23 protein-coding genes are annotated in these 26,296 nt (G+C 42.5%); 7 read left to right on the top strand and 16 right to left on the bottom strand.

Annotation, left to right across the window (positions count from 1 at the left end; translation table 11 throughout):
• Positions 1-6: 6 nt before the first annotated feature.
• From urtC to urtE, 3 genes are read left to right on the top strand one after another with little or no spacing between them, the layout of a single operon-like run.
• The gene (gene urtC / locus CEF17_RS00500; protein ID WP_100397833.1) at positions 7-1,101 is read left to right on the top strand and encodes an urea ABC transporter permease subunit UrtC; all 1,095 of its coding nucleotides are present in this window, start codon (positions 7-9) and stop codon (positions 1,099-1,101) included.
• A complete protein-coding gene (gene urtD / locus CEF17_RS00495) occupies positions 1,049-1,852 on the top strand; it encodes an urea ABC transporter ATP-binding protein UrtD (protein ID WP_100397832.1) in 804 nt (267 codons plus the stop codon). Before urtC ends, urtD begins: the two co-directional genes overlap by 53 nt.
• Positions 1,830-2,519, top strand: coding sequence for an urea ABC transporter ATP-binding subunit UrtE (gene urtE, locus CEF17_RS00490; RefSeq protein WP_100397831.1), 690 nt, complete (start codon positions 1,830-1,832; stop codon positions 2,517-2,519). Before urtD ends, urtE begins: the two co-directional genes overlap by 23 nt.
• Before the next feature lie 158 nt (positions 2,520-2,677).
• On the opposite strand, the gene CEF17_RS00485 is transcribed toward urtE, so the two are convergent.
• The 5 genes from CEF17_RS00485 to allC form a co-directional block, all read right to left on the bottom strand.
• Entirely contained in the window at positions 2,678-3,541 is an 864-nt protein-coding gene (locus tag CEF17_RS00485) for a fumarylacetoacetate hydrolase family protein (protein ID WP_100397830.1), read from the bottom strand.
• Between the two features lie 179 nt (positions 3,542-3,720).
• Positions 3,721-5,331 carry a gamma-glutamyltransferase family protein gene (locus CEF17_RS00480; protein ID WP_100397829.1) on the bottom strand — a complete coding sequence of 537 codons (1,611 nt, stop codon included), beginning with the start codon at positions 5,329-5,331 and terminating at the stop codon, positions 3,721-3,723.
• A gap of 4 nt (positions 5,332-5,335) precedes the next feature.
• On the bottom strand, positions 5,336-6,733 hold the full coding sequence (locus CEF17_RS00475; protein ID WP_100397828.1) for an allantoinase: 1,398 nt from the start codon (positions 6,731-6,733) through the stop codon (positions 5,336-5,338).
• Positions 6,734-6,768: 35 nt separating this feature from the next.
• Positions 6,769-8,022, bottom strand: a complete 1,254-nt coding sequence (locus CEF17_RS00470; protein WP_100397827.1) for a pyridoxal-phosphate-dependent aminotransferase family protein — start codon at positions 8,020-8,022, stop codon at positions 6,769-6,771.
• A complete protein-coding gene (gene allC / locus CEF17_RS00465) occupies positions 8,019-9,290 on the bottom strand; it encodes an allantoate deiminase (protein ID WP_100397826.1) in 1,272 nt (423 codons plus the stop codon). The genes CEF17_RS00470 and allC overlap by 4 nt, the downstream gene beginning before the upstream one ends.
• Positions 9,291-9,469: 179 nt before the next feature.
• Here allC and CEF17_RS00460 point away from each other — a divergent pair, with 179 nt between their 5' ends.
• From CEF17_RS00460 to CEF17_RS00445, 4 genes are all read left to right on the top strand, one after another.
• Positions 9,470-11,092, top strand: a complete 1,623-nt coding sequence (locus CEF17_RS00460) for a PucR family transcriptional regulator (RefSeq protein WP_100397825.1) — start codon at positions 9,470-9,472, stop codon at positions 11,090-11,092.
• Between the two features lie 257 nt (positions 11,093-11,349).
• On the top strand, positions 11,350-12,831 hold the full coding sequence (gene pucL, locus CEF17_RS00455; protein ID WP_100397824.1) for a factor-independent urate hydroxylase: 1,482 nt from the start codon (positions 11,350-11,352) through the stop codon (positions 12,829-12,831).
• Positions 12,832-12,846: 15 nt separating this feature from the next.
• Positions 12,847-13,200: a hydroxyisourate hydrolase gene (uraH, locus tag CEF17_RS00450; RefSeq protein ID WP_100397823.1), complete on the top strand. Its 354-nt coding sequence runs from the start codon at positions 12,847-12,849 to the stop codon at positions 13,198-13,200.
• Positions 13,201-13,355: 155 nt separating this feature from the next.
• Positions 13,356-14,669, top strand: a complete 1,314-nt coding sequence (locus CEF17_RS00445; protein ID WP_100397822.1) for an NCS2 family permease — start codon at positions 13,356-13,358, stop codon at positions 14,667-14,669.
• Positions 14,670-15,041: 372 nt separating this feature from the next.
• Here CEF17_RS00445 and CEF17_RS00440 read toward each other — a convergent pair whose 3' ends face one another.
• From CEF17_RS00440 to CEF17_RS00390, 11 genes are all read right to left on the bottom strand, one after another.
• Positions 15,042-15,536, bottom strand: coding sequence for a GNAT family N-acetyltransferase (locus CEF17_RS00440; RefSeq protein WP_100397821.1), 495 nt, complete (start codon positions 15,534-15,536; stop codon positions 15,042-15,044).
• Positions 15,537-15,739: 203 nt separating this feature from the next.
• Complete coding sequence (locus tag CEF17_RS00435; protein ID WP_232725371.1) at positions 15,740-16,261, bottom strand: (2Fe-2S)-binding protein; 522 nt, start codon at positions 16,259-16,261, stop codon at positions 15,740-15,742.
• Positions 16,246-18,534 (bottom strand): xanthine dehydrogenase subunit D, encoded by a 2,289-nt coding sequence (gene pucD / locus CEF17_RS00430; RefSeq protein WP_100397819.1) that lies wholly within the window; start codon positions 18,532-18,534, stop codon positions 16,246-16,248. The genes CEF17_RS00435 and pucD overlap by 16 nt, the downstream gene beginning before the upstream one ends.
• 1 nt (position 18,535) lies before the next feature.
• A complete protein-coding gene (locus tag CEF17_RS00425; RefSeq protein WP_100397818.1) occupies positions 18,536-19,477 on the bottom strand; it encodes an FAD binding domain-containing protein in 942 nt (313 codons plus the stop codon).
• Complete coding sequence (locus CEF17_RS00420; protein WP_100397817.1) at positions 19,450-20,082, bottom strand: nucleotidyltransferase family protein; 633 nt, start codon at positions 20,080-20,082, stop codon at positions 19,450-19,452. Before CEF17_RS00420 ends, CEF17_RS00425 begins: the two co-directional genes overlap by 28 nt.
• Positions 20,082-21,128, bottom strand: coding sequence for an XdhC family protein (locus CEF17_RS00415; RefSeq protein ID WP_100397816.1), 1,047 nt, complete (start codon positions 21,126-21,128; stop codon positions 20,082-20,084). Before CEF17_RS00415 ends, CEF17_RS00420 begins: the two co-directional genes overlap by 1 nt.
• A gap of 63 nt (positions 21,129-21,191) precedes the next feature.
• Entirely contained in the window at positions 21,192-22,535 is a 1,344-nt protein-coding gene (locus tag CEF17_RS00410; RefSeq protein WP_100397815.1) for a 5'-deoxyadenosine deaminase, read from the bottom strand.
• A gap of 34 nt (positions 22,536-22,569) precedes the next feature.
• On the bottom strand, positions 22,570-24,099 hold the full coding sequence (locus CEF17_RS00405) for a SulP family inorganic anion transporter (protein ID WP_100397814.1): 1,530 nt from the start codon (positions 24,097-24,099) through the stop codon (positions 22,570-22,572).
• Positions 24,100-24,368: 269 nt separating this feature from the next.
• A complete protein-coding gene (locus CEF17_RS00400; RefSeq protein WP_100397813.1) occupies positions 24,369-24,722 on the bottom strand; it encodes a Na-translocating system protein MpsC family protein in 354 nt (117 codons plus the stop codon).
• A gap of 148 nt (positions 24,723-24,870) precedes the next feature.
• Complete coding sequence (locus tag CEF17_RS00395) at positions 24,871-25,179, bottom strand: YerC/YecD family TrpR-related protein (protein WP_054635947.1); 309 nt, start codon at positions 25,177-25,179, stop codon at positions 24,871-24,873.
• Between the two features lie 45 nt (positions 25,180-25,224).
• Positions 25,225-26,268: a DUF3048 domain-containing protein gene (locus CEF17_RS00390; protein ID WP_100397812.1), complete on the bottom strand. Its 1,044-nt coding sequence runs from the start codon at positions 26,266-26,268 to the stop codon at positions 25,225-25,227.
• Between the last annotated feature and the right edge of the window lie 28 nt (positions 26,269-26,296).

Below are 26,296 nucleotides of genomic sequence, written 5' to 3'. Positions count from 1 at the left end.
TTTCCTATGCAACAATCACTTGTGAAGTTGCTCGTCAGCAAACAAGGCATATTCATACTCCTCGTTCTTGCCCTGCTGCTTGCGCCCCTTTTCTTATCCGACTTCCGCCTGAATCTCCTTGGCCGCTTTTTAGCATTAGCTATATTGGTAATTGGCCTGGATCTTCTCTGGGGCTACACCGGTATCTTAAGCTTAGGTCATGGTATCTTCTTTGGGCTCGGAGCCTATATTATGGCGATGTATCTCTTGCTGGAATCAGCTTCTTCGAGCGTCCCTGATTTCATGATGTGGAGCGGTATTCAGGAGCTCCCCTGGTTCTGGTCGATTATGGAAAACCCTTTTATTGCTGTCCCGCTGGCCATAATAGCGCCTATGCTCTTAGCTGGAGCCCTGGGTCTATTTACCTTTCGTAATAGAATTAGAGGAGTTTATTTCACAATTCTTACTCAAGCTCTTGTGCTGGTGACAACTACGTTAATTGTCAGTCAGCAAAACTATACAGGAGGCACTAACGGGCTTACAGGCTTTCAAACCGTATTTGGATTTTCCTTAAACCAGGCATCCACTCAGCAAGCCATTTACTTCATTACAATCGCCTGTCTGGTCGTTGTCTTTTTCCTTTGTTCCAAACTGGTAAACAGTCGTAGTGGAAAAGTTTTAATAGCTATCCGTGATGGCGAAAATCGCCTTCGCTACTCAGGCTACGACGCCTCTGTGTTTAAGATTTTTGTCTTCTCTCTCTCTGCCGGGATTGCCGGCCTGGCAGGAATGTTATTTGTTCTTCAAGTTGGTATTATTTCACCAACCATGATCGGAATTGTACCATCTATTGAAATGATTCTTTGGGTCGCTCTTGGGGGCAGAGGAACGCTTATCGGTCCTGTGATAGGTGCTATCATTACTAACTCTGCAAGTACTTTTTTCAGTGAATCCTATCCTGATTTCTGGCTGTTCTTTATCGGCGCTGTTTTTGTCTTAATTGTTGTATTTTTGCCAGGAGGATTAATGTCATTAGGTGCTAAATTCAAAAAAGGAAGAGGAGATCAGTATGAAAAAGAAAGAACTGAGCCGACAACAGAGCAAAAAAATACTGCAGTGTGAGAACGTTTCTGTAAAATTTGATGACTTCTTAGCTCTTAATTCTTTTTCTTTCCAGTTAAAAGAACATGAGCTTCACTTTCTAATCGGCCCAAATGGCGCTGGAAAAACAACTTTCCTGGATGTTCTTTGCGGCAAGACCAAAAGCAGTGCCGGAAAGCTGTTATTCAAGAAGGAGTACGACTTAACGAAAATGAAAGATTATCAGATTGCCCGTCACGGGATTGGCAGAAAGTTTCAAGCGCCGTCCATCTTCCCCCATCTTACTGTCTTTGAAAATTTAGAAGTCTCAATGAAACAAAAGAAAGGTTTATTCTCTATTCTAACTGCTTCTCTGTCCGACAATGAAAACGAACGTATTACACATCAATTACGTACGATAGGGTTAACAAATGAAAAAGATAAAAAAGCAATAAATTTGTCACACGGACAGAAGCAATGGTTAGAAATAGGGATGGTAATGATGCAGGAACCTGACCTTCTTCTGCTTGATGAGCCAATTGCCGGCATGACTGAAGAGGAAGAAGAAACCACCGGCCACCTTCTACGTGAACTAAAGAAGGAATGCTCTATCATTGTGGTTGAACACGACATGGAATTTGTAGAAAAATATTCAGAAAGAGTAACTGTTATGCACGAAGGCTCACTCCTTTGTGAAGGAAGCATGAGGGAAGTTCAGCAGAATGAACAGGTAATGGAAGTATACTTAGGGCGCAAGGAGGTACCATCTTATGCTGCACCTTCGGGAACTTGAGGTCGCTTACGAGGAAAGCACCGTCATAAGAGATATTTCTCTAAAGGTAAAAAAGGGGCAGATTGTATGTATTATGGGAAGAAACGGTGTAGGAAAGTCTACCCTTATCAAAACGGTAATCGGCCTGTTAAAGGCTAAAAAAGGCTCCATTCATTTTCAAGATAAAAACGTTACTAAGACCTCACCAGACAAAAGAGCGAAGAGCGGCATGGGGTACGTACCCCAGGGGAGAGATATTTTCCCATATCTTACGGTCTATGAAAACCTATTAATGGGCCTTGAAGGACGTAAGAATGCAAACAAGAAAATCGATAGTATTATTTATGAATACTTCCCTGTCTTACTTGAAATGAAGAACAGGAAAGGCGGGGATCTCAGCGGAGGCCAGCAGCAACAGCTCGCTATTGCCCGTGCTTTGGTTGCCGAACCAGACTTTCTCTTGCTTGATGAGCCTGCTGAAGGAATTCAACCCAACATTGTTCAGGCCATTCAAAAAGTCATTATTGACCTTAAAAAAGAAGGCAGCACCTCTATGCTCCTCGTTGAACAAAATTTCGACTTCGCCCAGACTGTAGGTGATTATTTTTATGTCGTAAACAAAGGTACCATCGTGTATGAAGGAGAGTCACTCATAGAAACAGAAGTAAGCAGATATTTAAGTGTGTAAGAAACTTGGTTGAATTTATAAAAACAGATTTCCGTGTGGTCACCCAGTCATTCTTCCCTCCCTTACCTTGTAGGAGGAAGCTCCAACAAAATACCTCCAATAAAAGAGAAGCCTCATAACAAAAGGCTTCTCTTTCTAATTACAATCTTTATACAATCCTACTTCTTTACATCCTTTACCGGATTTACCAAGGGCTCAAACCCTTCAATATGACACTCTACTATGTCTCCCTCCTTAATACGAACAGCACCAGGAGTTCCTGTTGAAATAATGTCTCCAGGCTTCAACGTCATCACTTGAGAATGAAAAGATACCAGGTTCCAGGGAGTAAAAGTCATATTCGAAACGACATTCTCACGGTGCACCTCTCCATTAATGATGGTCGCTACTTTTAAACCGTTTACCTCTTCTACCTCGTCAGGAGTAACGAGAAAAGGTCCAAAGCTGAAGAAAGTGTCAAAGCTCTTTGACCTGGTTAAATACCGTGGGTTTTTTTCAAGGATATCTTCAGCGGTCATATCTATGATTGTAGTAAAACCTGCTATGTATGCAGGCGCTTCTTCTTCAGAAACATCTTTGCATTCTTTACCAATAATAACTCCCAGCTCCGCTTCCGCTGTGGTTCGAGACGATTGTCTTGGTATGTTAATCGTATCACGGGGTCCAATGATTGTAGTGTCAGGCTTCATAAAGCTGGCCGGCTCTGTACTAGGTGCTTTTTCACTTAAATCCGCAGCATGGTCTACGTAATTTAATCCAATCCCCCAGATTTTGCTTGGATGACGGTATAAAGGCTTGAACGTATAGTTTTCCGCTGAGACTTCTTTCCCTTGCAGCTTCTCGCTGTTTTCTTTAAACCAATATCTTATTTCATCCAGCTGCCCTTTCTGGATAATCGAAAACAAATCCGTCTCCCATTTTCCACCGCTCAACTCACTTACATCTTTCATAAGGATAGGCCCATTCTCTGTCATGACTGCTGCCTGTTCCTCGCCGTTATGTAGAATTGTTGCCAATCTCATACTTGCTCCTCCTTTTGCTGCTCTTTGGTTATGATCAGCCATACATAATAGCTAGCCCTATAATTACTTCTCCCTTCCCTCCCTTACACCTTCTTGCCCTTCTTCCAATTTCTAATCCCCAGGCTCTTTCATTCCCAAAAATGCAGAAAAGCACACCAGTTGTCTAGTGTGCCAATTGTTTACCAAACAGCAATATGACCATCTGCCCGGGAATCTGTCCCTCCTATAAGTACTCCTGTTGCTGAATCCCTCCAAATAACCTGTCCTCGCCCAAATCCGGTTTCATCTACTGCTTTTTTAATCTGGTGACCTTTTCGCTCAAGAGACTGAGCAATATGGTCCGGAAAGTGGGGTTCGACCTCTATCGTCTTCTCTTCAAGCCATCGCCATCTCGGTGCATCTAATGCTGCTTGAGGATTTAAATGAAAGTTGATCGTACTGGTAAGAACCTGCAGATGACCTTGCGGCTGCATGAATGCCCCCATTACTCCAAAAGGTCCCACTGGCTGATTCTCTTTTGTTAAGAAACCAGGGATAATCGTGTGGTATGTTTTCTTTCTCGGCGATAGAGCATTCACGTGTCCTTTATGCATACTGAACCCATGCCCTCTATTTTGCAGGTTAATCCCTGTACCAGGCACTACAATACCTGAACCAAAGTCCATATAACTGCTTTGAATAAAAGAAACCATGTTTCCTTCATTATCAGCTGCGGCTATATACACTGTTCCTCCTTTTGGAGGCTCCCCCGCTTCAGGTATCATTGCCTTATCACTTATTTTCTTTCTCCTATCCTTCGCATATTCTTTAGAAAGCAAATCTTTTACCCTTACAGACATTTCTCGTGGGTCGGTAATATAATGAAGACCATCTGCAAATCCTAGTTTCATAGCTTCAATTAATAAGTGATATGTATCGACTGTTTCTTTTTGAGAAAGGTTCATATCTTCTAGAATATTTAAAGCAAGAAGTGTATTTAATCCCTGACCGTTAGGAGGAATTTCCCATACATCAAACCCTTTATAAGAGATAGAAATAGGCTCTACCCACTCCGGCGTAAAATCCTCAAGGTCTTCTTTTCTAATAAAGCCGCCGTGCTTTCTGGAATAGCTGTCTATCTGGTCTGCAAGTTCCCCTTTGTAAAATGCATCCCCATTCGAGTCCCCAATCTTTCGCAAGGTTTCCGCATGATCTGGCGCTTTCCATATCTCACCTGCTTCCGGACATTTTCCAGATAGTGAAAACGTATCAAACCAATTTGAAAACTCTTCCCCTGTTAATACCTCTTTAAATAACTCATAAGACCTTTTCCAATACTTTGAAACTACCGGAGAAACGGGAAACCCTTCTTCTGCCAAGGAAATGGCAGGAGCCAATACTTCCTTAAACGGCAGCCGACCAAACTTTTCCGAAAGCTCGGCCCATGAACCTGGAACACCAGGCACAGTGACCGGAATCAACCCATGTTCAGGTATCTCCTTATACCCGGCTTCCTTTACCGCCTCTATGGACATTTTTCCAGGGGATTTTCCACTGGCATTTAAGCCGTGGAGCCTTCCATCTATCCACACTAACGCAAAGGAATCACCGCCCATGCTATTGGATGTAGGTTCTACTACGGTTAAAGCTACAGCTGTAGCAATCGCCGCATCTACCGCACTTCCTCCCTTCATTAACATTTCTTTTCCTGCTTCTGCTGCTAGAGGATGAGAGGTAGCCACCATCCCCTTTTTTGCGAAGACTGGATTTCTTTTTGAAACGTAAGGCTGATAAAGAACGTCGCTATTCATACACTCACCCTCTCTTTTTAATACCTGCTGCCAAGGATAGATCATTTTCAGCTGGCTTGAGCCACTTACCACCAGGCCTGGTCGAAATCAGACCCTTGTTTTTTTCATATACCATTTCTCCGCTTGAAAACACTGCCTCAACACTGCAAGGAAAGGTCCGTCCTTCGTACACACTGAATTTGTGCTTGTCATACATATTGTCCTTGACTGCTGTAAATGCACCACTGGTATGAACAACTGCCAGATCTGCCTGCAAGCCAACCTTCAGTTCCCCTTTTACTTTCTCTAGACCAAATCTCCTTGCAGGTGCCGAAGCTGTCCACTGGGCTACCTCGTGAAAAGGCAGATCATATGTAAGAGCAAGCTCAATCATTGAAAGCAAAGTAAACTGCCCTCCATTAATGCCGCCCCAGGCTGTAAACATATTATCCTGGTCTTTTAAATCAGGGGTACAAGGTGAATGGTCAGAAGAAACCATATCTATATGTCCTTTCACCAGCGCTTCAACCAGTCTCTCTTGCTCATGTTTCTTTCTAAGAGGCGGTGCGCATTTGGCCATTGCTCCTTTTTGAGCGAGGTCCTCATGTGTAAACAGCAGATAGTGCGGGCAGGTTTCCAAGGTAATATCTAATCCCTCCTGCTTTGCTTTCTGGATCTCCTCGACAGCCGCTGCACTGCTGATATGGACAAAGTGCAGGGGACAGCCGGTTATCCTGGCAAATGAAATGGCCCGCTGCACTGCTTCAACTTCAGCTTCAATCGGACGAGAAGAAGCATACGCATCTGCGTCACTCAGCCCTTGGAATTCTTTTTCTTTCTGCAGTAATTCTACAATTGGTGTGCTTTCAGCATGAAGAGCTAAAACCTTCCCAAGCTGTGCAATTCTTCTCATACCTTTTAAGAGAGTATCATCATCTGCTCGTTCAAATTCTTCATTACCGCTTGGAGACATAAACGCTTTGAACCCGACTACTCCGCTCTCTGAAAGAGCTGATAATTCTTCTTCATTTCCAGGAACCAGCCCGCCCCACAACCCAAAATCTACAAGGGACTTTGAACCAGCTATGCTCTTTTTTTCCTCAATCGCTTCCTTTGTCACCGTAGAGGGGATGCCATTCAAAGGCATGTCAAAAAATGTGGTCACGCCGCCTGCCGCAAGCATGGCAGAGCCAGTGGAAAAGCCTTCCCAGTTCTCTCTTCCCGGTTCGTTAAAGTGCACATGAACATCAATGGCACCAGGGAAAATGTATTGTCCTTGTGCATTCCAAATCTGCTCTGTACTTCCTTTCACTTCCTGTTCCAGAGCAGATATCAGGCCATCCTTGATTCCAATCTCGTAGTCTTTCACCCCGTTTGGAGTAACCACTTTTCCGTTTTTAATGACAAGATGATAATCATACATCTTTTTTCTCTCCTTTCGCGATAGAATTTTCTTTCTTACATGGAAAGGGAGATTTCATTTCTTTCTTTCGTATAATAGGCCAGGGCTGCCTGAAGTGCTTTTCCTGGTTTTACTTCTGCCCCGTGGTAAAGCAAAACAGCTTCAAGCGCAGCAAGCACAAGGAGAACGTTTTCTTTCCGGCAGCTGTATCCCATTGTTCCAATACGCCAAATCTTACCATGAAGAGGACCAAAAGAAGTGGCTATTTCCACGCCAAATTGCTCCAATAGCATGGTTCGTACAGAATCTCCATCAATTCCTTCCGGGATTTTTATGCATGTTACCATTGGAAGCTTCCATTCTTCTTCCACAAACAATGAGAGCCCCATGGCCTTCACACCTGCTCCTAACGCTTGTTCATGAGTAAGATGACGATTAAACCGGTTTTCCAGACCTTCTTCTAAAACCAGGCGGAGCCCTTCATGAAGAGCATAAAGCATGGAAGTTGCTTCTGTATGATGGTTCAGCCTGCGCGGACTCCAATAGTCCTGAAGCTGACTTAAATCAAAATAATTACTTGTAATCCGAGGCCCATCAGACTGGTTTTGTTCATCTAAGGGAGTTGCAATTCCCTTTTCAACTTTCTTTCTAGCCAGGACTACTTTTTCAATTCTTTCATTATATGTTACCGGGGCCATGCCCGATGGCACAGACAAACACTTCTGGGTCCCGCCAACAGCTGCATCAATGCACCATTCATCTACCTTTACCTCAGTGCCGCCAATGGTCGCAACCGCATCTACAACAAACAGTATATCTTGTTCTCGACAGGCTCTCCCGATTTCTTTTAAAGGCTGCATGCATCCAGTGGATGTTTCACCATGTACCATTGCCACAATATCCGGCTGAACATTTTTCATTTCCTGAATAACCACCTGGGGATCAAAGACGTTTCCCCATTCACACTCTATGGTCGAAATTTCTCCCCCGTATCGTTCACAAATTTCCATAAGAAGGTGACCAAACCTTCCAAATACCGGGATAAATACTTTGTCTCCCGGTTTAATCACACTCGCAAGCACTGCCTCAATCCCTGAGCGGGAAGTCCCGTCAACAGGAAAAGCCCACTTGTTTGTGGTTTGAAACACCTCTCTTAGCATGTCCATTGTCTTGTTCATAATAGAGGTAAATGCAGGATCAAACTGGCCTAGAATAGGAGTACTCATCGCTCGTAACACCCGGGGGTCCACTTCCACAGGCCCGGGGGTCATGATTGTACGCTGTGGCGTTTGCAGTTCAGAATATGTCATTTTTCTTCGCCTCCATTATCATATGCCATCTCGTATAATAACTCAGTCAACATCTGGACTCCTTGTGTTAAATCCTCTGCCTTTGTGTATTCTTCAGGAGAGTGGCTGACCCCATTTACGCTTGGAACAAAAATTAAAGATGTGGGGCAATGAGTACCAAACAGCTGAGCATCGTGCCCTGCTCCACTAAGCATCTTTTGAAATGACAGCTGTTGCCTTGTTGAAACTCCGATGGCCTTTTCTTGTAAGGAAGCATCCATTTCCACTGGCTTCACGTCTGTCCATTGGGAAAAAGATATGTTGACCTTCTTTTCCTGAGAAACGACCTCAAAATGGTGAAATATTTCTGCACAGACTTTTCCTAACATTCCCTCATCATAATGGCGAATATCCAGGGTGAACGACACTTCTCCCGCAATGACATTTGGAACATTGGGAGTAGCGTCAAGTTTACCGACCGTAGCCACCAAATGAGGATCAGTTTTCTGGACTTTGGCCGTAATATACGTAATCAGTTCCGCTGCAGTGGTCATCGCATCATGACGATCCTGCATTGGAGTGGTCCCCGCATGATTGCTTTTCCCTTTTATTGAAACAGTATAGCGGCGTTGACCGACAATATGAGTCACTACTCCAAGAGAATTACCGCTTTTTTCGAGAACACTGCCTTGCTCGATATGAAGCTCAATGAAAGCTTCTATATTTTCTCTGTAAGGCAAGCGGTGAATTCCTCTCCCAAACCCTGCCTTGTTCATGGCTTCCTTTAAAGAAACACCTGATTTGTCAGCTATATGCGTTATGTCCTTGTCCTTATAAATTCCCGTAATGTTTCCAGACCCCCAGAAAGTAAGAGGAAAACGGCTGCCCTCTTCTTCACAAAGAGACACTACCTCGATTGTTTTTGAAGGACGGCCGTATTTTCTGTAAAGGTATTCCACAGCAAGGAAACTGGCAATGATGCCGTATGCGCCGTCGTACTTTCCTCCATTGACAACCGAATCTATATGAGACCCTGTTAATACGGTCGAATCAGCATCTTTCGTGCCTTCAAGCCTGCCGAATAAGTTTCCTGTATCATCATAATAAGTGTCAAGGCCGCCTTCTTCCATTTTTCTTTTTAATGCTTCCTGTGCTTCTAACCACTCTTCGGAATATAACAATCTGGTGACTCCACTGCCTTTGTTTTCAGTAAAACCAGAGAGCCACTCGACCATTGCGTTCAACTGCTCGACTGGAAGAGGAAACGAGGTCCTTGAGTACACCTTCATAAAATCTCTCCTTTTTTATGTTAACTTTCTTTACAACACCTTTGTATGTATTTCATTTTACTGCTAATATAAAAAATATTCATCGGCAAAAATAGCAGTTTTTTCGATTTTATTTATACAAAATAACCAAAAGCAATTTTACAAACGTAACCTTTACTCACATGAAAGAAGGGATAAAGATGGATATAAAGGGTGTTATGGACCTGCCTTTGTTTAGAGAAGCACAAATGCTAGCAGGCCAAAGCGGAAATCACCGGGAGGTTTGCCACGTTAATATGATGGACGCTCCCGACATTAATGATTATTTAAAAAACGGAGATTTACTGGTTACCACCGCCTACCACTTTAAAGATGAACCTTCTCGATTACTGGACTTAATCAGGCATATGGCAAGCTGCGAATGTGCGGGGCTGGGGATTAAAACACAAAGATTTCTCCATGAGATCCCTAAAGAGGTGCTCTCCTTAGCTGATGAGCTCTCATTTCCTATCATTGACCTCCCCATTGATGTCAGCTTAGGAAGCATTGTCAATCAAATCCTGAGTACTATTTTGAATTACCGCACAACAGAACTGAACGATGCTATTGAAGCCCAACACCAATTTACTGCACACATTATGGGGGGAAAGGATTTAAAAAGCCTGCTTGGAAGAGTGTCCTCTATTATTAAACAGCCTATTATTCTATTAGATCAGCATTCAAAGCTTATTAGTTCGTCTCATGAGCCTTCTACTCTTATAGAAACTATTAAAACTATGTATATACAGAACTTTGATTTTTTACTTCCCGCGAATTCTTTTTCCTGCTTTTCTATGATTTCAGAGGAGCACCACACTGAGATGGTATCAGTGTTCCCAGTTTATACACATGCAAGGAAATGCGGATACCTTCTTATTCTCGGCGAGGAGCTTCTCAACAATCAAGGAATGGCTTTAACAATTGAGCAGGCGGCCAATGTTATTTCCTTTGAGCTAATGAAGGAAAATGCATTAAAGCAATATGAACAAAGGGCGAGGAATGAGTTTTTCAGCAACTTCGTGGAAGGTGTGTTTTCTTCCAAAGAGGAGATCATCAACCGTTCAAAAGAATTTCACCTTCAAAATGCAAAGAAATATATTTGTATTGTAGGAAAATTGGATCGTGATGAAAAAGCAATTAGTTTCACCCAGTATCAAATGGAAACAGATACAGCCTATGAATACTTGGAAGGAGAACTTGCAGCTTTTTCTTTTCAAACTCATTTTTTTATTAAAGGAAACACCTGCGTCATCCTCCTTGAAGTGAATGATTACTCTCAGGAGACCAGTGCATCGGCTTTATCTACCCTTCAAACCATCCAACAGGGTGTCCAAAAACAGTTCCAGCGTACTCTTTCATTTGGAGTGAGCAATATTTCTCATCAGTTTATCGAAGTGAAAGAGGCCTATGATGAAGCAGCTGATGCTCTGCAAACCGGCCAGCTGTCCGGAAAGGCAAATTTCATCCAAACCTACCAAACAAAAGATATAACAGAGCTCCTTAGAATGATCCCAACAGACGATTTGAGAAAGTTTTATGATTACACTCTTCAGAAGCTTTCTGAACCAGAATATAAGGATCAGGGACTTTTACACACTCTATCTGTCTATCTGGAGACACACTGTCAAATCTCTGAAACTGCCAAACGTTTGTACATCCACCGAAATACAGTTATTTACAGATTGGAAAAGTGCGAGGAGCTTTTAGGAAAAAGTTTAAAAGATCCCGATACCTCCCTGCGATTAAGACTGGCTTTAAGAATACAAACTTCTTTGAACCTTTGAAGGAATAATACGTAAGGAAAAGTAACATTGTATGTGCTTTTTCCTGTCCAATTTGTAGTATGTATACAATCTTTTAAGTAACTTCAGTTAACTTACATAATGACATCCCCCTCTCCCTCCTATATCATGTTACTAAAGTTAACACGACATTTGCAGGCAAGTACAAGGAGGTAAAGCAAAGTCTGGAAAAGTGGAGGTGCCTGTGGAACAACCAAAAATGAGCGCGTAATTACATCATGCAAGAAAGGAGCATTTTTATGATTACCATTGGACAGTTGAACAAACTTACCGTAGAAGAGTTTACTAAAGAGCTTGGTGAGGTCTTTGAGCATTCTCCCTGGATTGCCCGCAAGGCGGCTGAAGGAAGGCCCTATTCTTCAATAGAGGATCTTCACCAAGGAATGGTTGAGGTCGTTAAAGAGGCAGACAAAGAGGATAAGTTGGATTTAATTCGCGCTCATCCAAAGCTAGGAGACAAAAAGAAGATGAGCACCACCTCCACTAAAGAACAACAAGGAGCTGGCCTGCAAGACTTATCCTTTAAAGAGTCTGAAGAATTTTACAACTTAAATATGGACTATGAAAAGAAATTTAACTTCCCCTTTATCTTTGCGGTAAAAGGAAAAACAAAAAGAGATATTTATGATTCTCTGCAAGAAAGGGTGACGAACAGCCAAACAGAAGAATACGAGAAAGCTTTAACTGAAATATACAAAATAGCTTTTTTCCGTTTGACGGAAACTTACAAAGGAGATGAGCATATGACTTCAGAATCCAGATTGATGACTTATGGAAAAGGAGACGTATTTGCTTACCGAACTTTTATGCAACCCCTCACTGGACTAAAGCAGATTCCTGAATCAACCTTTGAAGGAAAAAGCAATACCGTGTTTGGAGTAAATGCTTCCATTGAAATAGGAGGAAAAGCGTTCCTTTCGTCCTTTGAAGAAGGTGATAACAGTCTGGTTGTTGCCACAGACTCTATGAAAAACTTCATCCAAAGACATTTAGCTGATTACGAAGGTTCTACCCTGGAAGGTTTTCTCGATTACACTGCTCGCCGTTTTCTTGAAAAATACCCTCATGTGGACACCATTACATTAAGTGGAGAAGAAGTTCCATTTGAATCTGCTGCGAGCCTCAAAAGCGGAAAATCCGTTTCTAGTGACCTTGTCTTTAAGAGATCTCGCAATGAACAAGCACGCTCCACAGTTTCGCTAGAAAGAATAGAAGAAAAGGTTGAATTGGCCGGCCATTCAAGTGAAATTACTGACCTTCAGCTAGTAAAGGTGAAAGGGAACTCCTTTGTCGGTTTTATCAGAGACGAGTACACCACTCTTCCTGAAGACAGCAATCGTCCTCTCTTTATTTACTTAAACATCGGCTGGACATACGAGAACCAACAAGATTCATTAGGAGGGAACCCATTGAATTACGTTGCAGCCGAGCAGATTAAAGATTTCGCTAGCACTGTGTTCGATGACATTGAATCGCCTTCCATACAATACCTGATTTACCTTATAGGCTGCAGGGTCCTTGAACGCTTTCCACAGCTCAAAGAAGTTACCTTTGAATCTCAAAATCGCACGTGGGATTTGGTTGTCGAAGATATTCCAGATTCAGAAGGAAGAGTGTATACAGAACCTCGCCTTCCCTATGGGTTCCAGCGGTTTTGCGTTACAAAGGACGATCTGAACACTTCATCTAAAAAAGCTGTAACTACTGACACTTATAAGTAAGGAGGGAGAAAAGTCATGAGCTCACTTACCACCCATATCCTGGATTTAACTCATGGCACACCCGCTCATAACGTAGAAATTCACCTTAGCCAGGTTAACAACAACCATTTAACCCTGCTGTCATCAGCAGTGACTAATGAGGACGGAAGGCTACCCGAACCTCTTCTATCAGAAGAAGAAATGAAAGCAGGAGAATATGAACTGCTGTTTCATATTGGCGATTACTTCCGAAACAAAGAAGTACAGGACGATGACCCTCGCTTCTTAGACAAAGTATCCGTTCGTTTTGGTATCTCTGATCCTTCCTCTCACTATCATGTTCCCTTGCTGGTCTCTCCGTGGGGGTATCAAGTGTACAGAGGAAGCTGAACACATTCGCACCTTTAGAAAACACTCAAAGCCAATTGGGTGTTTTCTGTATTTCCTCTTTGAAAAAATCGCTTCCTACAAAAAATTGAATCAATGATAAACAGTCAGCTCTTTCCTATAAAAAAATGATCCACCATAAAAACAGGAGGTTACTTATGAAGCGATATTTTCAATTTGATAAGCACCAGACAAATTTTCGCCAGGAATCCTTAGCCGGACTTACAACCTTTTTAGCGATGGCTTACATTTTGTTTGTTAATCCATTGATATTGGCGGATGCTGGTATGGATGAAGGGGCGGTTTTTACCGCTACAGCCTTAGCCGCCGCGGTAGGAACTCTCATTATGGGGCTGGTTGCTAACTATCCGATAGCTCTTGCACCTGGAATGGGATTAAACGCATTTTTTGCTTATACAGTCGTGCTTGGAATGGGAATTGAATGGCAGCTTGCTTTGTTTGGAGTTTTGGTATCGGGGATTATTTTCATCATTATTACCCTGTTTGGGATAAGGGAAGCCATTATCAATGCCATTCCTGCAGAACTGAAATATGCAGCGGCCTCCGGTATTGGACTCTTTATCGCATTTATTGGACTGAAAAATGCCGGAATTGTTGTTCCTGATGAAGCCACAGCCGTAACACTGGGAGATATGAGCCAGGCAACCACTCTTCTCGCGGCCTTCGGTCTGGTGGTTACTGTTATTTTAATGGTTCGAGGATTTAGGGGCGGGATCTTTTATGGAATGGTTCTTACGTCTGTCGCTGGTATTATTGTCGGGTTAATTGATATGCCTTCACAAATTGTCGGTGCCATACCAAGCCTTGCCCCTACCTTTGGAGTCGCCGTTACAAGTTTATTTCAAGTGGAATGGACGACCGCCTTAATGGTGCAGCTGCTTATTGTGGTGTTGACCTTTCTCTTTGTTGACTTCTTCGACACTGCCGGCACCCTTTATGCAGTCGCAAATCAGGCGGGATTTGTGAAGAATAATAAACTTCCGCGTGCAGGGAAGGCTCTGCTTTCCGATTCCTCTGCTACCTCTATTGGAGCGTTATTAGGAACTTCCACAACGACCGCTTATATTGAATCTTCGAGCGGGGTAGCTGCTGGAGGAAGAACAGGGTTTGCTTCTGTCATCACGGCCCTTTTATTCTTGGTCTCTATGTTTTTTTCTCCTCTATTAGCTGTTGTCACCGATCAAGTGACCGCTGCAGCGCTGATTGTGGTAGGAGTGCTCATGGCTGCTTCTCTTGGGTTGATCGACTGGAAAAAGCTTGAGATTGCTGTTCCTGCTTTCTTGACTGTAGTAGCCATGCCTTTAACGTACAGCATTGCAAACGGAATTGCTCTTGGTTTTATCTTTTATCCTATAACCATGGTGCTAAAGGGAAGATCAAAAGAGGTTCATCCAATCATGTATGTTTTATTCTTTGTCTTTATTGCTTACTTTGCTTTTCTAGGAGAATAAAAAGAAAAGAGTCTCACAAAAGTCTAACTTTTGATGAGACCTTTTTTTCAGCAGGCTCTGTAAAAGCAAATATTTATATTTATAAGTAATTTGATTGTTAATCCACTAGACGCTTTCGCCAATACATGAGCGATGATCAACAAACAAGTGATGCTTCACTCCATACCCCTTCCATGTGCAAACGAGCGTCTTTTAACGCAAACCAACAACAAAATGTAATAAAACATTGTTATATGAAAATACAGCCTGACCCTTACTTGGTTTTGACGTTCCGATACTTGCGAGAGGGGTAAAAAATCACCCCAAAATGCGAGCAGCTACACTCATTTCAGCTAATGCACCCATTATTTGTAGAGCATGTTGTCTTCTAAATTATTCAAGCTCATACTTATAAAATTTTTTATCTACTTGTAACACTGGAAAACCCTTTGGTAAATCACCTAGAAGAATGCTTATAAATCCATTTTTTTCATAAAACTTGTGAGCAGCCAAAAATTGAGGTGTAGTTCCAAGATAGACTGCTTTGATTTTATGTTCTTTAGCCCATTTTATTGCTGTATTTAATAACAAGCTTGCCGTTTTATATTTTTCTCCACGGTAATCTTTATTTACAAACATTTTTCTTAAAGCAGCTTCATTATTTCCTATATCTAAAAGACTAATGGTCCCAACTACAACCTCATTGTAAAGAGCTACCCAAAAGTTCCCTTTTCCCGACTGATAATATTCTTCTATAATAAACAAATCAGGCTGGTCATGCTTTGTTATTGGTACATTGTATTCTTTTTGTTGAATTTGAAGAATCAAGTCTACTACTTGAGCTTGATTATCAAAAGAATATTCTTGAACAATAGGGGATTTTTCCATAAAACACCGCCAAATAAACGTTTCTCAGTATAACTAATCGTATAACTTAATGTATTTTCATTCGTTCGTTGAAGAGATCATCCCCATCAAATGCTACCATAATCTAGTAAATAAATCTCTTTTATATTACAACAATCATTGCCAAGACAACCTGCCTAAGGGGTTCTAGATAAGAAAAGAAAAAGAAAGGAGAGTGATCCAGGTCACTCTCCTTTCTTCCGGGTGTTTTCAACAGCCCTGTAAACAGCACGTATAATTCCGGCATACCCTGTACAGCGGCAAATGTTTCCTGATAATGCTTCTTTAATGTCTGCTTCTGAAGGTACATCAATTTCTTTGAGTAATGCTTTCACCGCCATGATCATACCCGGGGTGCAATACCCGCATTGAAACCCTCCTTCATTTAAAAAGGCTTCTTGAACTGGATCCAGCTCTCCTTCTTCTCCTACCCCTTCTATAGTTGTAATAGTACCTCCATTGACTTGGTAAGCAAGTACGAGACAAGCATTTACAAGCTCCCCGTTCAGAATGACCGAACACGCTCCGCAGCGGCCGATGCTGCAAGAAATTTTGGTGCCAGTAAAGTTTAATTCCTTCCTTAACATATCAATGAGTCTATAGGCAGGCGGAACTGTAAGATATACAGGCTTGTTATTAATTGTTAGAAAGATGTTTACCATCTGTTGTTCTGCTGGCGGATCTTGCATTGCTAATTTTTTATCCATGACAGGACCCCCTTCTCATTGGAAACAGCTTGCAGCAATTCCTCTGATGACACTGGCAGCTTAGATACCCAGCATCCAACGGCATTCTTAATCGCAGCTGTAACAGCTGGTGATACTGCTACTGTTCCGATTTCCCCTACTCCCCTGGGCCCATATATATCTCCCTCAGTCAGTATTTCTACCGCCTTTACTTCCATGTCAAAAGGAACATCACTAATACTTGGCATCATATAAGAATCAAGATTGTCGGTTACATATTTGCTGTCAACCATTAAAGCCTCTTCAAACAATGTGTAGCCAAGTGCCATCACGCTTCCGCCTTCTATTTGCCCCTTGTATCCCAAATGACTTACAACAGGTCCTGCTGATACAGCCTGGTCAAGATGGGTAACTTTTACCTTTCCAGATAATAGATCCACTTCCACTTCGGCAAATACACCGCTAAAGGTATATAAAAAATGACCTGAATCTATTTCATCTGGTGTAGTCGGAAAATCAAAATTTGTGTTTACCACGACAGGTTTACCGTTACCCTGTTGCATAATATCTTTATAGGTCATCAGCAGTTTTTTTGAATCCTCCTTCGTTACATAAACTCCGCCTTTTCCCAGGCTCAGTTGATTCTTAGGAATAGTTGTCACCTTTTCCGCCCGCTTCAGTACGTCTTTTATAAAAGTACCTTTCAACCTCTGAACAGCATGCCAGACCATGCTGGTTCCTCTTGAAGCCGTGGTAGAGCCCGAGGCTGGAACCGTATTGGTGTCTCCAATAACAATGTCTATATCTTCTGATGAGCAGCCTAGTTCCTCTGTAATAATCGTATCAATAACAGACAAAATCCCTTGTCCCACTTCTTCAAAACCAAAAGAAATTTCGATTTTCCCATCTTCACGTAAGGAAAGCCTTCCTCCAGCAGGGTCAAGACGGCCGTACCCCAGGCCTCCGCCATGCATTGTAATAGCAATACCTGTTCCTTTTTTCTTCCAGGGTTCCTTGATCGCCTTTGGCTTTGAGACTCTTTTGTCTGCCACCTTCTTAATCTCTTCTAATACATAAGCTGCTCCCCCTGTAGGAGCTATTCTTTGACCTAAAGGTCCTAAGTCCTTCTCTCCTCTGATATTAGCTTTTCGAAACTCTACCGGGTCAATGTTCAGTTTCTCTGCTAAACGTTCAACTTGACCTTCCAGTGCAAACGTTACCTGATTGCCCCCAAAGCCTCTAAACTCACCTGCCACTCCATTGTTTGTAAACACCGAAATGCCATTTACTTCAACGTTTGGAATAATGTAAGGTCCCACCGCATGCTCGACAGCAAAATCTAATATCGCAGGACCAAGGGTAGAATAAGCTCCAGTATCGGCAACAATGTCCACATTGTGTGCAAGAATTTTGCCTTCTTCATTGGCCCCTGTCTTCATTGTAATTCTCATCGGATGCCTCTTAATACTAGAGATAAATGATTCCTTTCTTGTTTGGTGAATTTTTACAGGCTGCTTTGTAAGGAGCGCTAATATTGCAGCGTAAGGCTGGATATTCAACTCGTCTTTCCCGCCAAAAGATCCGCCCATTGGACTTGATACGACCCTGATCTTTTCTTCGGGAAGAGCAAGAATTCTTGATAATTGAAAACGATCTTTAAAGCCGTGCTGAGTCCCAATATATACTGTAATTCCTCCATCTGCTTCAGGAAAAATAACTCCCCCCTCCGTTTCCATGTAACCATGGAGCTGTCGGGGGAGCTGATACGTCTCTTCTACTACTTGAGTGCATTGTCCAAAGCTGTCCATTACCGCCCCCTTTGAATACCCAGCGCTATGAAGGAGATTTCCGTCTGGATGAAGCTTAGGGGCATCTCTATTTAAGGCTTTTTTGGGATCATCAATAACGTCCAACTCTTCATATTCTATCTCTATCAGATTCATGGCATAGGCTGCTGCTTCTTCTGTCTCCGCAGCCACAGCCGCCACGGCGTCTCCTACGTACCTTACCCGGTCCTGACAAAATACTGGCTGGTCCGGCTGGACAATTCCGTATCCATTTAGTCCAGGAACATCTTTATACGTAGCTACCGCTTTTACACCGGGCACTCTCTCAGCTTTTTCAGTGGAAATAGATAGGATTGCTGCGTGAGGGTGCTCACTCCTTAGTATTTTTCCAAAAAGCATATTTGGAAATGTGAGGTCACTCAAGTATTTCAGGTCTCCCGTTATTTTTGAAACTCCGTCAGGCCGCACTTTGTTTCGACTGATATGTGGTTCGTTTGCCGGCTCCATACTATTTCTCCTTTCTTTTTTGCTCAATCAGTCTGTGAAACTCTGAAACCATAATATTTGCCGCTACTTTCTTCTTATAAGATGCCGATGAAAAAGGGTCTGACATTGGGCTGAATTCTTCCATCACGCCATCATAGAGATCTTTCATGAGTAACGGGTGATAGACAGTACCTTCGAGCATTTGTTCACAGCCAGTCAGCCTTTCAGGATGGTGGTCCCCTCCGCCACAGGCAAGTCGAATATTCTTTAGGGTCCCAGTGCCGCCCTTTGAATCAAGCTCTCCAGAACAAGCCACAGTGAGCATGGAAGCAGTAAATGCCTCTCGGCGTCCTACTTTTTTATAGAATCTAAATGGTTTGTTCTGGACCTCCTCAAAAGGAAGACTAATACTTAGTAAAAGACGAGAAGTTGGGTCTTGAGCCTTATCATATAAAGCTTCCATGTACTCCTCAATTGGTTCGGTAATATATTCCGCCTCACTAAAATATGTCACTTTAGCCTGTAATACGAGTAATGCAGGTATAATATCTCCTTTTCCATATGAGATATTCCCCCCAATGGTGCCGCGGTTGCGCACAGCTGGAGCAGCAACATTCTTTACGGCTTCGATCAAGAAAGGGTAATGCTCCTTAAGGTCATCATCACGAAGGAATCCAGCTAAAGAGGTCAAAGCTCCTATTTTTAAAAATGTGCCTTCTTCACTTTCTTCCTTTGTAATTCCTTTCATTTCTTTTATTTGTTCTAAACTGATCACATGCTTTGGCAGTGGAGTACCCTTCTCTCTTTGAAGCTGAATAAAGGTTCCTCCCGCTATAAATAATGCATCTTCCTTATATTGGATCTTTTTTTCCCACGCTTCTGCCACCTTTACAGGGGTCCAGACGATTGTGTAAAAAGGGTCTGTTTGATGTTCTGTTAATGGCTCTTCACTTCTTTTATCCATTGGTACTCTTCCTTGGTATCAATATCATAAAAATTTTCCCATTTGTCATTTTCTATCACCACTCCTTTAATTAAGGGATCATGACGCAAGACAGCCCGTGCGCCTTGATCTCCTTGAAGCTTCATCAGCTTTGGAAAAAGATCTCTAGATAAAAAGATCGGAGGCTGAATTCTATTCTTAAAGCATGCAGCTGCATATTGATTAGCGCTTCCCACCGCCTCTCTGCTTTGAATGATCACTTCTTCTAAAAGCGATAAAGATAGAAAGGGCTGGTCTCCAAGTAATACGACTGCTCCATGCACTTCCTCTCTTTTTGCCTTGTTAAGTCCTGCTCGTAAGGAATACGCCTGCCCCAAGTCAGTCTGTTTTGCTTTTACCTGACTCCATCGACTTCGGTAAAAAGGGGAAAAAAGCAGAGGGTCTACCCATTCCAGCTGGTCCTTTTCATCTGTAACAACTAAAATATGATCCAGGCTAGAATCTAACGCTGTTTTTAAGGCGAGACTGCCTATCGATAACTGACCTAAGAAAAGAGCCAGCTTATTTTCACCCATTCGGCGGCTTTTGCCACCCGCAAGCAAAATACCTATGACCTTGCGTTTCATTAGGTAGAAACCTTCTCAGGCACTGGCCTTTTCTTAACAACTTTTACTAGCTCAGCCACAACACTGAGAGCAATTTGCTCCGGCCCTTCTGCGCCTATATCAAGCCCTATAGGGCTGTGAATAAAAGAGGGAACATCCTTTTTCTCAAGCAAACGGGAAGTTCTTGATTGGGATCCAAGCACCCCTAAATAACGCAGCGGCTTATCTTTCACGTGAGATAAAATTTCCTTATCTTTATGAAAATTATGCGTCATAAGAATCACACTATCTTTGGGAGTTAAGGTCATCTGTTGCATAAGCTCTTCAGGAAACCCAGTCATAAGGTTGACTGCCTCTGGAAACCTTTCTTTTGTACATAAAGCCGGCCTCCAATCAGCTACAGTAACCGTAAAGCCCGATTGGTCTGCAAAGGATGCCAGTGGAACAGCATCAGGCCCTGCACCAAAAATAAATAGTTTTGGTTTAGGCTGAAAATAATGAAAATAAACTTCAATCAACGGATCCAAGCTCAGCTGCTTTCCGCATGTAAGCCCTTCTTTTGCTGCTTTGTTCCTCAGTTCCTTGATAGAATCCATATGGTCTCCAATTTCCCAATCTCCAAATACATCGTTATCCTCAGTTAAAAAGAAGCATTCTGCCCGTTGTTCCTCAACATCTATCTTTTTTCCCATGAGCACTTCTTTTCCCTTAGCCAACTGGGACCGTAACATTTTCAGCTGTTGTAAAAAAATATCATCGAGGGGTTCTAGAAGAACTTCAATCTTTCCATTACAGCCAGAGCCTTCCCCCCATGAAATTTCATCACTGTTTCTCATGTCATAGACAATCTTTGTGGACCCTCGAGCCAGAACACTGTCTTTGCGAGCAAGGATGTCCTCTTCAAGACACCCCGCACTCAAAACACCAATTTGAGCTCCGTCTCTCTTGACAAGCATCGATGTTCCTTCTTTTCGATATGCTGACCCTTCAACATGAACAATGGTTGCAAGCATTGCTCTTTGAGAAGAGGAATCAATTTCTTCCAAAATCTCGTAAATTGTATCCATCCTTTGCTCCTCCTTTACGTGTCCTGACGTGTCCTGACCTCTTCTTTTGCTCCCTATGCTCTTCTAGGCAAGACTGGGCATTTTTGCAAGCAATCGTTTTATTGACTCATTTGATTTTGATAACACTTCTTCTTCATCAATGTGTATAAGCTTTCGCTCCTCCATGACGATGTCACCGTTAATCATTGTCATTTCCACATCTTGGGCACTAGCAGAATATACAATCCTGGAGATAGGATCAACCGTCTCTGAAGGATAAGAATGAAACTTCTTTAGGTTAACCATAAAGAGATCTGCTTTCTTTCCTTCTTCTAAGCTTCCAATTTCATCTTCCAAACCCACTGCTTTCGCCCCGCCAATAGTGGCCATTTTCAATACTTTCTCTGCTGGCATCGCTGTCGGCCCGTGGTAAGGTTTGGGGAGAAGAGCGGCAAGCTTCATCTCCTGAAACATGTTGAGGGTGTTATTACAAGGAGCTCCGTCTCCTCCTAGGCTGACCTGAATTCCTTCTTCTGTCATGCCATATACATCCGCTACGCCAGATGCCAGTTTTAAGTTCGAACCAGGGCAGTGAGTGACCTTTACTTTTCTTTCCTTGATAATCTGCTTTTCTCTTTCATTCAGCCATATGCAATGAGCCAGAACCAAGCGTTCATTTGCTAATCCAATATGGTCAAGGTACTCTACATTTCTCATCCCGCGCTGTTCTTCCACAATTCTGATTTCGTCCTTGTTTTCCGAGGCGTGAGTATGAACAAGAACATTATAAAAGTGTGATAAGTCTCTTACCTCAGTGAGCAAATCCTCTGTACAGGAGACGACAAAGCGCGGACAAAAAGCATATTGTAGACGTCCCCCATCATGACCATGCCATTTTTCAAGCAGCTGTACACTTTGTTCAACTGAATGCTTCGTGTTCTCTAATAGCTGAGGCGGCAATTTATCTCCTAAGTCCATCATCACTTTTCCGGATAAGGCCCTGATTCCCGACTTTGCCATAGCTTGAAATGCAGCTTCAGTGTGGTTTACAGTTTCCATATCCACGACTGTTGTTGTGCCCCCCTGAATTAATTCTCCTAGTCCCAGCATGGCAGAATAATAAAGTGATTCACTGTCATGTGCTGCTTCTAGAGGCCACAGCTTGTTTTGCAGCCAATCCATCAGTTCCATATCATCAGCTTGACCGCGAAACAAGGTTTGGCATAAGTGAATGTGGGTCTGAACAAAACCGGGAAGAATGGTTTTCCCTTGGGCATCTATAACTTTCGTATCCGGCCTTGTTACTTCTGTTAAGTCCTCCCCAATCTTTTTTATTTGCTTTCCTTCTATGAACAAATCACCATAAATAATGTCCATGGATTCATTCATCGTAATAATTTCTGCATTCTTTATTAAAGTGCTTTTCATGCAAGTTCCTCCTTTTTCGCTCTTTAAGCGGCTGTTAACTTATCTTGGTTTTCTCTGATGGCAGGGTATCTAATGTTTCTCGCTGTACTGCTTTTTCCTGCCGAAGGTAGTAGAAACTAAAAAGCCCTGCCAGGAGCAGGTAACCTGCCATAAAATCAGGTGCAGCAGCCACCTGCAGTTCAGATGCATGCATAAATCCTAAAAAGGATAACAAAGCACCTATTAAAGAAAAAATTGCTGCTTTTCCAAAATGCTTGTCGGTTATAAAAGCTGTCACTGCCCCTAAAACGATTCCGGTGAACATTGCTCCTTCACCTAAAGGAATAATTCCAGCAGAAAGCTCCTGCACAACATCGCCTGCATCACCTTGAAAGTTAGTCATTATATAATTTGCAAAATAAGGGAGCATGGCAATAGCCACAGCTGGGTAATATTTTGTATGGTTATTCTGAAACGCTGTTGATACCATGGAAATGCCTACGAATACTAGGATTGGAGCGATAACAGCCACGGGGATGATCTCAGCCATCGCAGCAATTAGACCAAACATGGCTGCTGCGGCATAAACGATCCCATTTAAGATGCTGTATCCACGCCCAGCTCCCATCCATTTTGAGCCCACAGATGCTATATAAACGGTTGTTGGAAAGATCCCTCCAAACAAGGCACCAATCATTGTTCCTGCTCCATCAACCGCCTGGCATTCACGCACATCATACTCATCGCCCTCTACTGCCATGGCCTCTACATTATTCATGGTCTCTATTGCGTTATAAATCGTAATCGGGACAAGAACTGCTAATAACCCAACCAATCCAGTAAAAAGGTAAACCATACCATCAAACGCAGCTAAGGTAGGAAGAAGGGGGTAAAACCCCACGTTGCTAAGGCCTTCGGTAATATTTCCTGCACTGTGCTGGCCAAGAAGAAAAGCTAAAAATGTCCCAATGACAATAGCGAACAAGGAAGAAGGAATATTAAAAGGCATTGATACTTTTCCAATGAATCCTATAAGAATAATTCCAAGTACAAGTATTCCTATCATAGGCATTTCAAGGGTGGCAAAAAGCATTTCGCCAGCCACAAAGGTAAGAGCTACCCCTGCCAGAGCTCCAAGCATCGCCGGTCTTGGTATGTTTTTTCTAACCCATTTTCCAGTGAAGCTCACAAGACACTCAATCAACCCGCTTATAAAAGCAGCCGCCACTGCTATTCTCCAAGCCAATTCCGGATCATTGGTTAGGGTGAAAGCCGGCAGAGTGACCCCAAATAAAAAAACGAACATCACGGGCGTGCTAATTCCATAAGAAAGAGCTGTAACATCGGTCCTGCCTTCTTTATGTGCCAGCCTTTTTGCCGAATGTGCATAATATAAATTTCCTGCTAACACGGCAACAGCAGCTCCAGGAATCACTTGACCAAAAACAATGCTTGCTGGAAATCCCATCCCTAAAAGTGTGACTGCAATGATGACAAAGTTAGCCAGGTTATTTTGAAATAATGCAAAGAAAGCATCAATGTCTTGTTTCTTAAATAAGGGGTAATGGATTGCCTTTCCTTCCATTTCTTATATCCTCCTCACCAGTAGATGTTGTTTTTTGGACAAAAAAACCGGAGAAATGCATAGCCAAATACGCTATCGTCATTCCCCCGGTTTCTTCACCTCTCCGGCAAGCAGAGAGGAAGCTCCCGATCAATCTGTGGATAAGAAAACAAACCGTTACAACAGCTCGTTTCCCTATATGTAATCGCGCTTATCTACTTATGTTACCTTTATTGTAAAAAAAAGTTTGTTGGTTGTGTGATTTTACGTAAGAAATGTTTACACCCTTTTTATTGTTTTTCCGTTAAGTAAATGACAGCCACTGCTTCTTCACTGTCAGGGTCAAAATCTTTAAGGATTGTTTTTACTTTTAGATGTAATTGGCTCTCAACTTCCTTTTTTAAGCGTTCTTTAAATTCTTGAATCAGAGTGTAATCAACTGATAAAGTAAGCTCTGGATGCTTCTGTCCGATCGCATGCAAAGCCTGTACTCTCTTGTGCAAGCCAAAAATAATAATTTTATCCTCTAAAACCTCAATTTTTTGCTTTCTAACTCCCAACCCGTACATATCCTGGTTAACCTTATTATAAATTTGAGCAATGGTTTTCTTCATGGACTTCTCTTGTGCAGTTGAATGTGGCAATGTAAATCATCTCCCTGCTCATACTGTCTACATTATAGGTGGAGGCCTCTATTCCAGTAATATCTTTGTAAGGTTTTCTCCTATAATTTCTCTTGTCTTCCAAGTTCAAAAAAAAAAGACATGCCCTGTCAGAGGCATGCCCAATTCCTTACTCTACTTTTTCTTCCTGTTCCTTTACACGATCCAAGGTCATTTGATAGCTGTCGTTTCCATAATTCAAACAGCGTTTCACCCGGGAAATCGTTGCTGTACTAGCTCCGGTTTCTGTTTCAATTTTATGATACGTATATCCTTGCTGAAGCATACGTGCTACTTCCAAACGCTGGGCAAGAGATTGAATTTCATTTACAGTGCAAAGATCGTCAAAAAACTGGTAACATTCTTCGAGATCACGAAGGGATAAAATGGCGTTAAACAGTTGGTCGAGCTCTTTTCCCCTTAACTTATCAATTTGCAATGAAGGACACCTCTTTCATCCTGATTCTCATGTAATCTTTCTGTCTTATGGGCTTAGTTCTACTGCGTGATCTACTCCTGGAGATGAAGGAACAATGTTAATCCAGGTATTTCCCGGTACAAGCGGAACTGTCTTGCCATTTTTCCCAGGCAAAAGACGCCCGTCTATATTTTTCCATTCCACATCATAAGCTTGTCCCTTTTGAAGTAGGATTCCCTTTCCTCCAGTTGACAGCTCTATACTTCTTCTTCCTTGTTCGTCCACTTCTTTATGAAAGGCTTCCAAAATAAGAATGTTAGATATGGTAATAGGCTCCTGTGTCTCAAAGTCGATATCTTTCTCATTATCCGTTGCCCGTAAATATAACCCTGATTGCTGGTCATAAGTATAGGTAACATCATATTGGTTCAAGTAATTGATTTCAGCTTTGGAAGCCTCAGCAGCCTGCTCCATTATTTCTTCCTCAGCAAATGGAAGGGGCCTAACCTCGTACTCTGTTTCATAACCCTTACTCGTAAGCCCGGCTAGTGCATCGCCATAAGAAATATAAGAATTATGCGGCGCAGACCGATCCGCTGATCTTTGAAACAGCGTTCCGTCATGATGAAGTCCGCTTAGATAGGGAGCTGCGTTGTTTTCGAGCATCCTTTCTGCCTCCGGGCTCCAGCCATGAGTAACAAAGAATGCATCAAAACCGTTAGCAAGGTCAATGTGGTATCCGCGAGCACTGCGTACCGGACCTATTCTAACTGGCTGCTGGCTTTGATAAATAGCAACAAACCTAGTGACCGCACCTTCACTTAACACTTCGTATACAACATCCGCATGTTGCAGTCCGGACTGAGGCCGCGCTTCCGGATGGTTATTAATGATAACTGCAAGAGGACGGTTAACAATGTGAGAATCTGCTTGTTCCCCGGTTAAAGGGTAAATAACACTGTCGTCACCCTTTTCTTGGGAACGAGCTTCTTTGCTGCTGGAAAAAGGATCATAAGGGTCTTCACTATTGCTTCCTGTTAATCCAGCCCACAATACGATCGCCGCTCCAAGGAACGTGACACTAATAAAAATGATGATCCACTTTGTCATCTCGTTCCAACCTTTTCCGAGTTTCAAA

Source organism: Bacillus sp. FJAT-44742, assembly GCF_002797315.1.
Classification (GTDB): Bacteria; Bacillota; Bacilli; order Bacillales; family Marinococcaceae; genus Thalassorhabdus; species Thalassorhabdus alkalitolerans.
The sequence above is the reverse complement of the archived record's forward strand: the minus strand, read 5'-3'. Positions and strand labels throughout refer to the sequence as shown.

Coding starts and splice junctions, on each gene's coding strand:
- CEF17_RS00445 (WP_100397822.1), top strand. CDS start 13,356: ATGAAGCGATATTTTCAATTTGATAAGCACCAGACAAATTTTCGCCAG.
- CEF17_RS00475 (WP_100397828.1), bottom strand. CDS start 6,733: ATGTATGATTATCATCTTGTCATTAAAAACGGAAAAGTGGTTACTCCA.
- CEF17_RS00440 (WP_100397821.1), bottom strand. CDS start 15,536: ATGGAAAAATCCCCTATTGTTCAAGAATATTCTTTTGATAATCAAGCT.
- urtE (WP_100397831.1), top strand. CDS start 1,830: ATGCTGCACCTTCGGGAACTTGAGGTCGCTTACGAGGAAAGCACCGTC.
- CEF17_RS00460 (WP_100397825.1), top strand. CDS start 9,470: ATGGATATAAAGGGTGTTATGGACCTGCCTTTGTTTAGAGAAGCACAA.
- allC (WP_100397826.1), bottom strand. CDS start 9,290: ATGAAGGTGTACTCAAGGACCTCGTTTCCTCTTCCAGTCGAGCAGTTG.
- urtD (WP_100397832.1), top strand. CDS start 1,049: ATGAAAAAGAAAGAACTGAGCCGACAACAGAGCAAAAAAATACTGCAG.
- CEF17_RS00405 (WP_100397814.1), bottom strand. CDS start 24,099: ATGGAAGGAAAGGCAATCCATTACCCCTTATTTAAGAAACAAGACATT.
- CEF17_RS00470 (WP_100397827.1), bottom strand. CDS start 8,022: ATGACATATTCTGAACTGCAAACGCCACAGCGTACAATCATGACCCCC.
- pucD (WP_100397819.1), bottom strand. CDS start 18,534: ATGGAGCCGGCAAACGAACCACATATCAGTCGAAACAAAGTGCGGCCT.
- CEF17_RS00390 (WP_100397812.1), bottom strand. CDS start 26,268: ATGACAAAGTGGATCATCATTTTTATTAGTGTCACGTTCCTTGGAGCG.
- CEF17_RS00415 (WP_100397816.1), bottom strand. CDS start 21,128: ATGGATACAATTTACGAGATTTTGGAAGAAATTGATTCCTCTTCTCAA.
- urtC (WP_100397833.1), top strand. CDS start 7: ATGCAACAATCACTTGTGAAGTTGCTCGTCAGCAAACAAGGCATATTC.
- CEF17_RS00435 (WP_232725371.1), bottom strand. CDS start 16,261: ATGGATAAAAAATTAGCAATGCAAGATCCGCCAGCAGAACAACAGATG.
- CEF17_RS00425 (WP_100397818.1), bottom strand. CDS start 19,477: ATGGATAAAAGAAGTGAAGAGCCATTAACAGAACATCAAACAGACCCT.
- CEF17_RS00410 (WP_100397815.1), bottom strand. CDS start 22,535: ATGAAAAGCACTTTAATAAAGAATGCAGAAATTATTACGATGAATGAA.
- uraH (WP_100397823.1), top strand. CDS start 12,847: ATGAGCTCACTTACCACCCATATCCTGGATTTAACTCATGGCACACCC.
- CEF17_RS00420 (WP_100397817.1), bottom strand. CDS start 20,082: ATGAAACGCAAGGTCATAGGTATTTTGCTTGCGGGTGGCAAAAGCCGC.
- CEF17_RS00485 (WP_100397830.1), bottom strand. CDS start 3,541: ATGAGATTGGCAACAATTCTACATAACGGCGAGGAACAGGCAGCAGTC.
- pucL (WP_100397824.1), top strand. CDS start 11,350: ATGATTACCATTGGACAGTTGAACAAACTTACCGTAGAAGAGTTTACT.
- CEF17_RS00480 (WP_100397829.1), bottom strand. CDS start 5,331: ATGAATAGCGACGTTCTTTATCAGCCTTACGTTTCAAAAAGAAATCCA.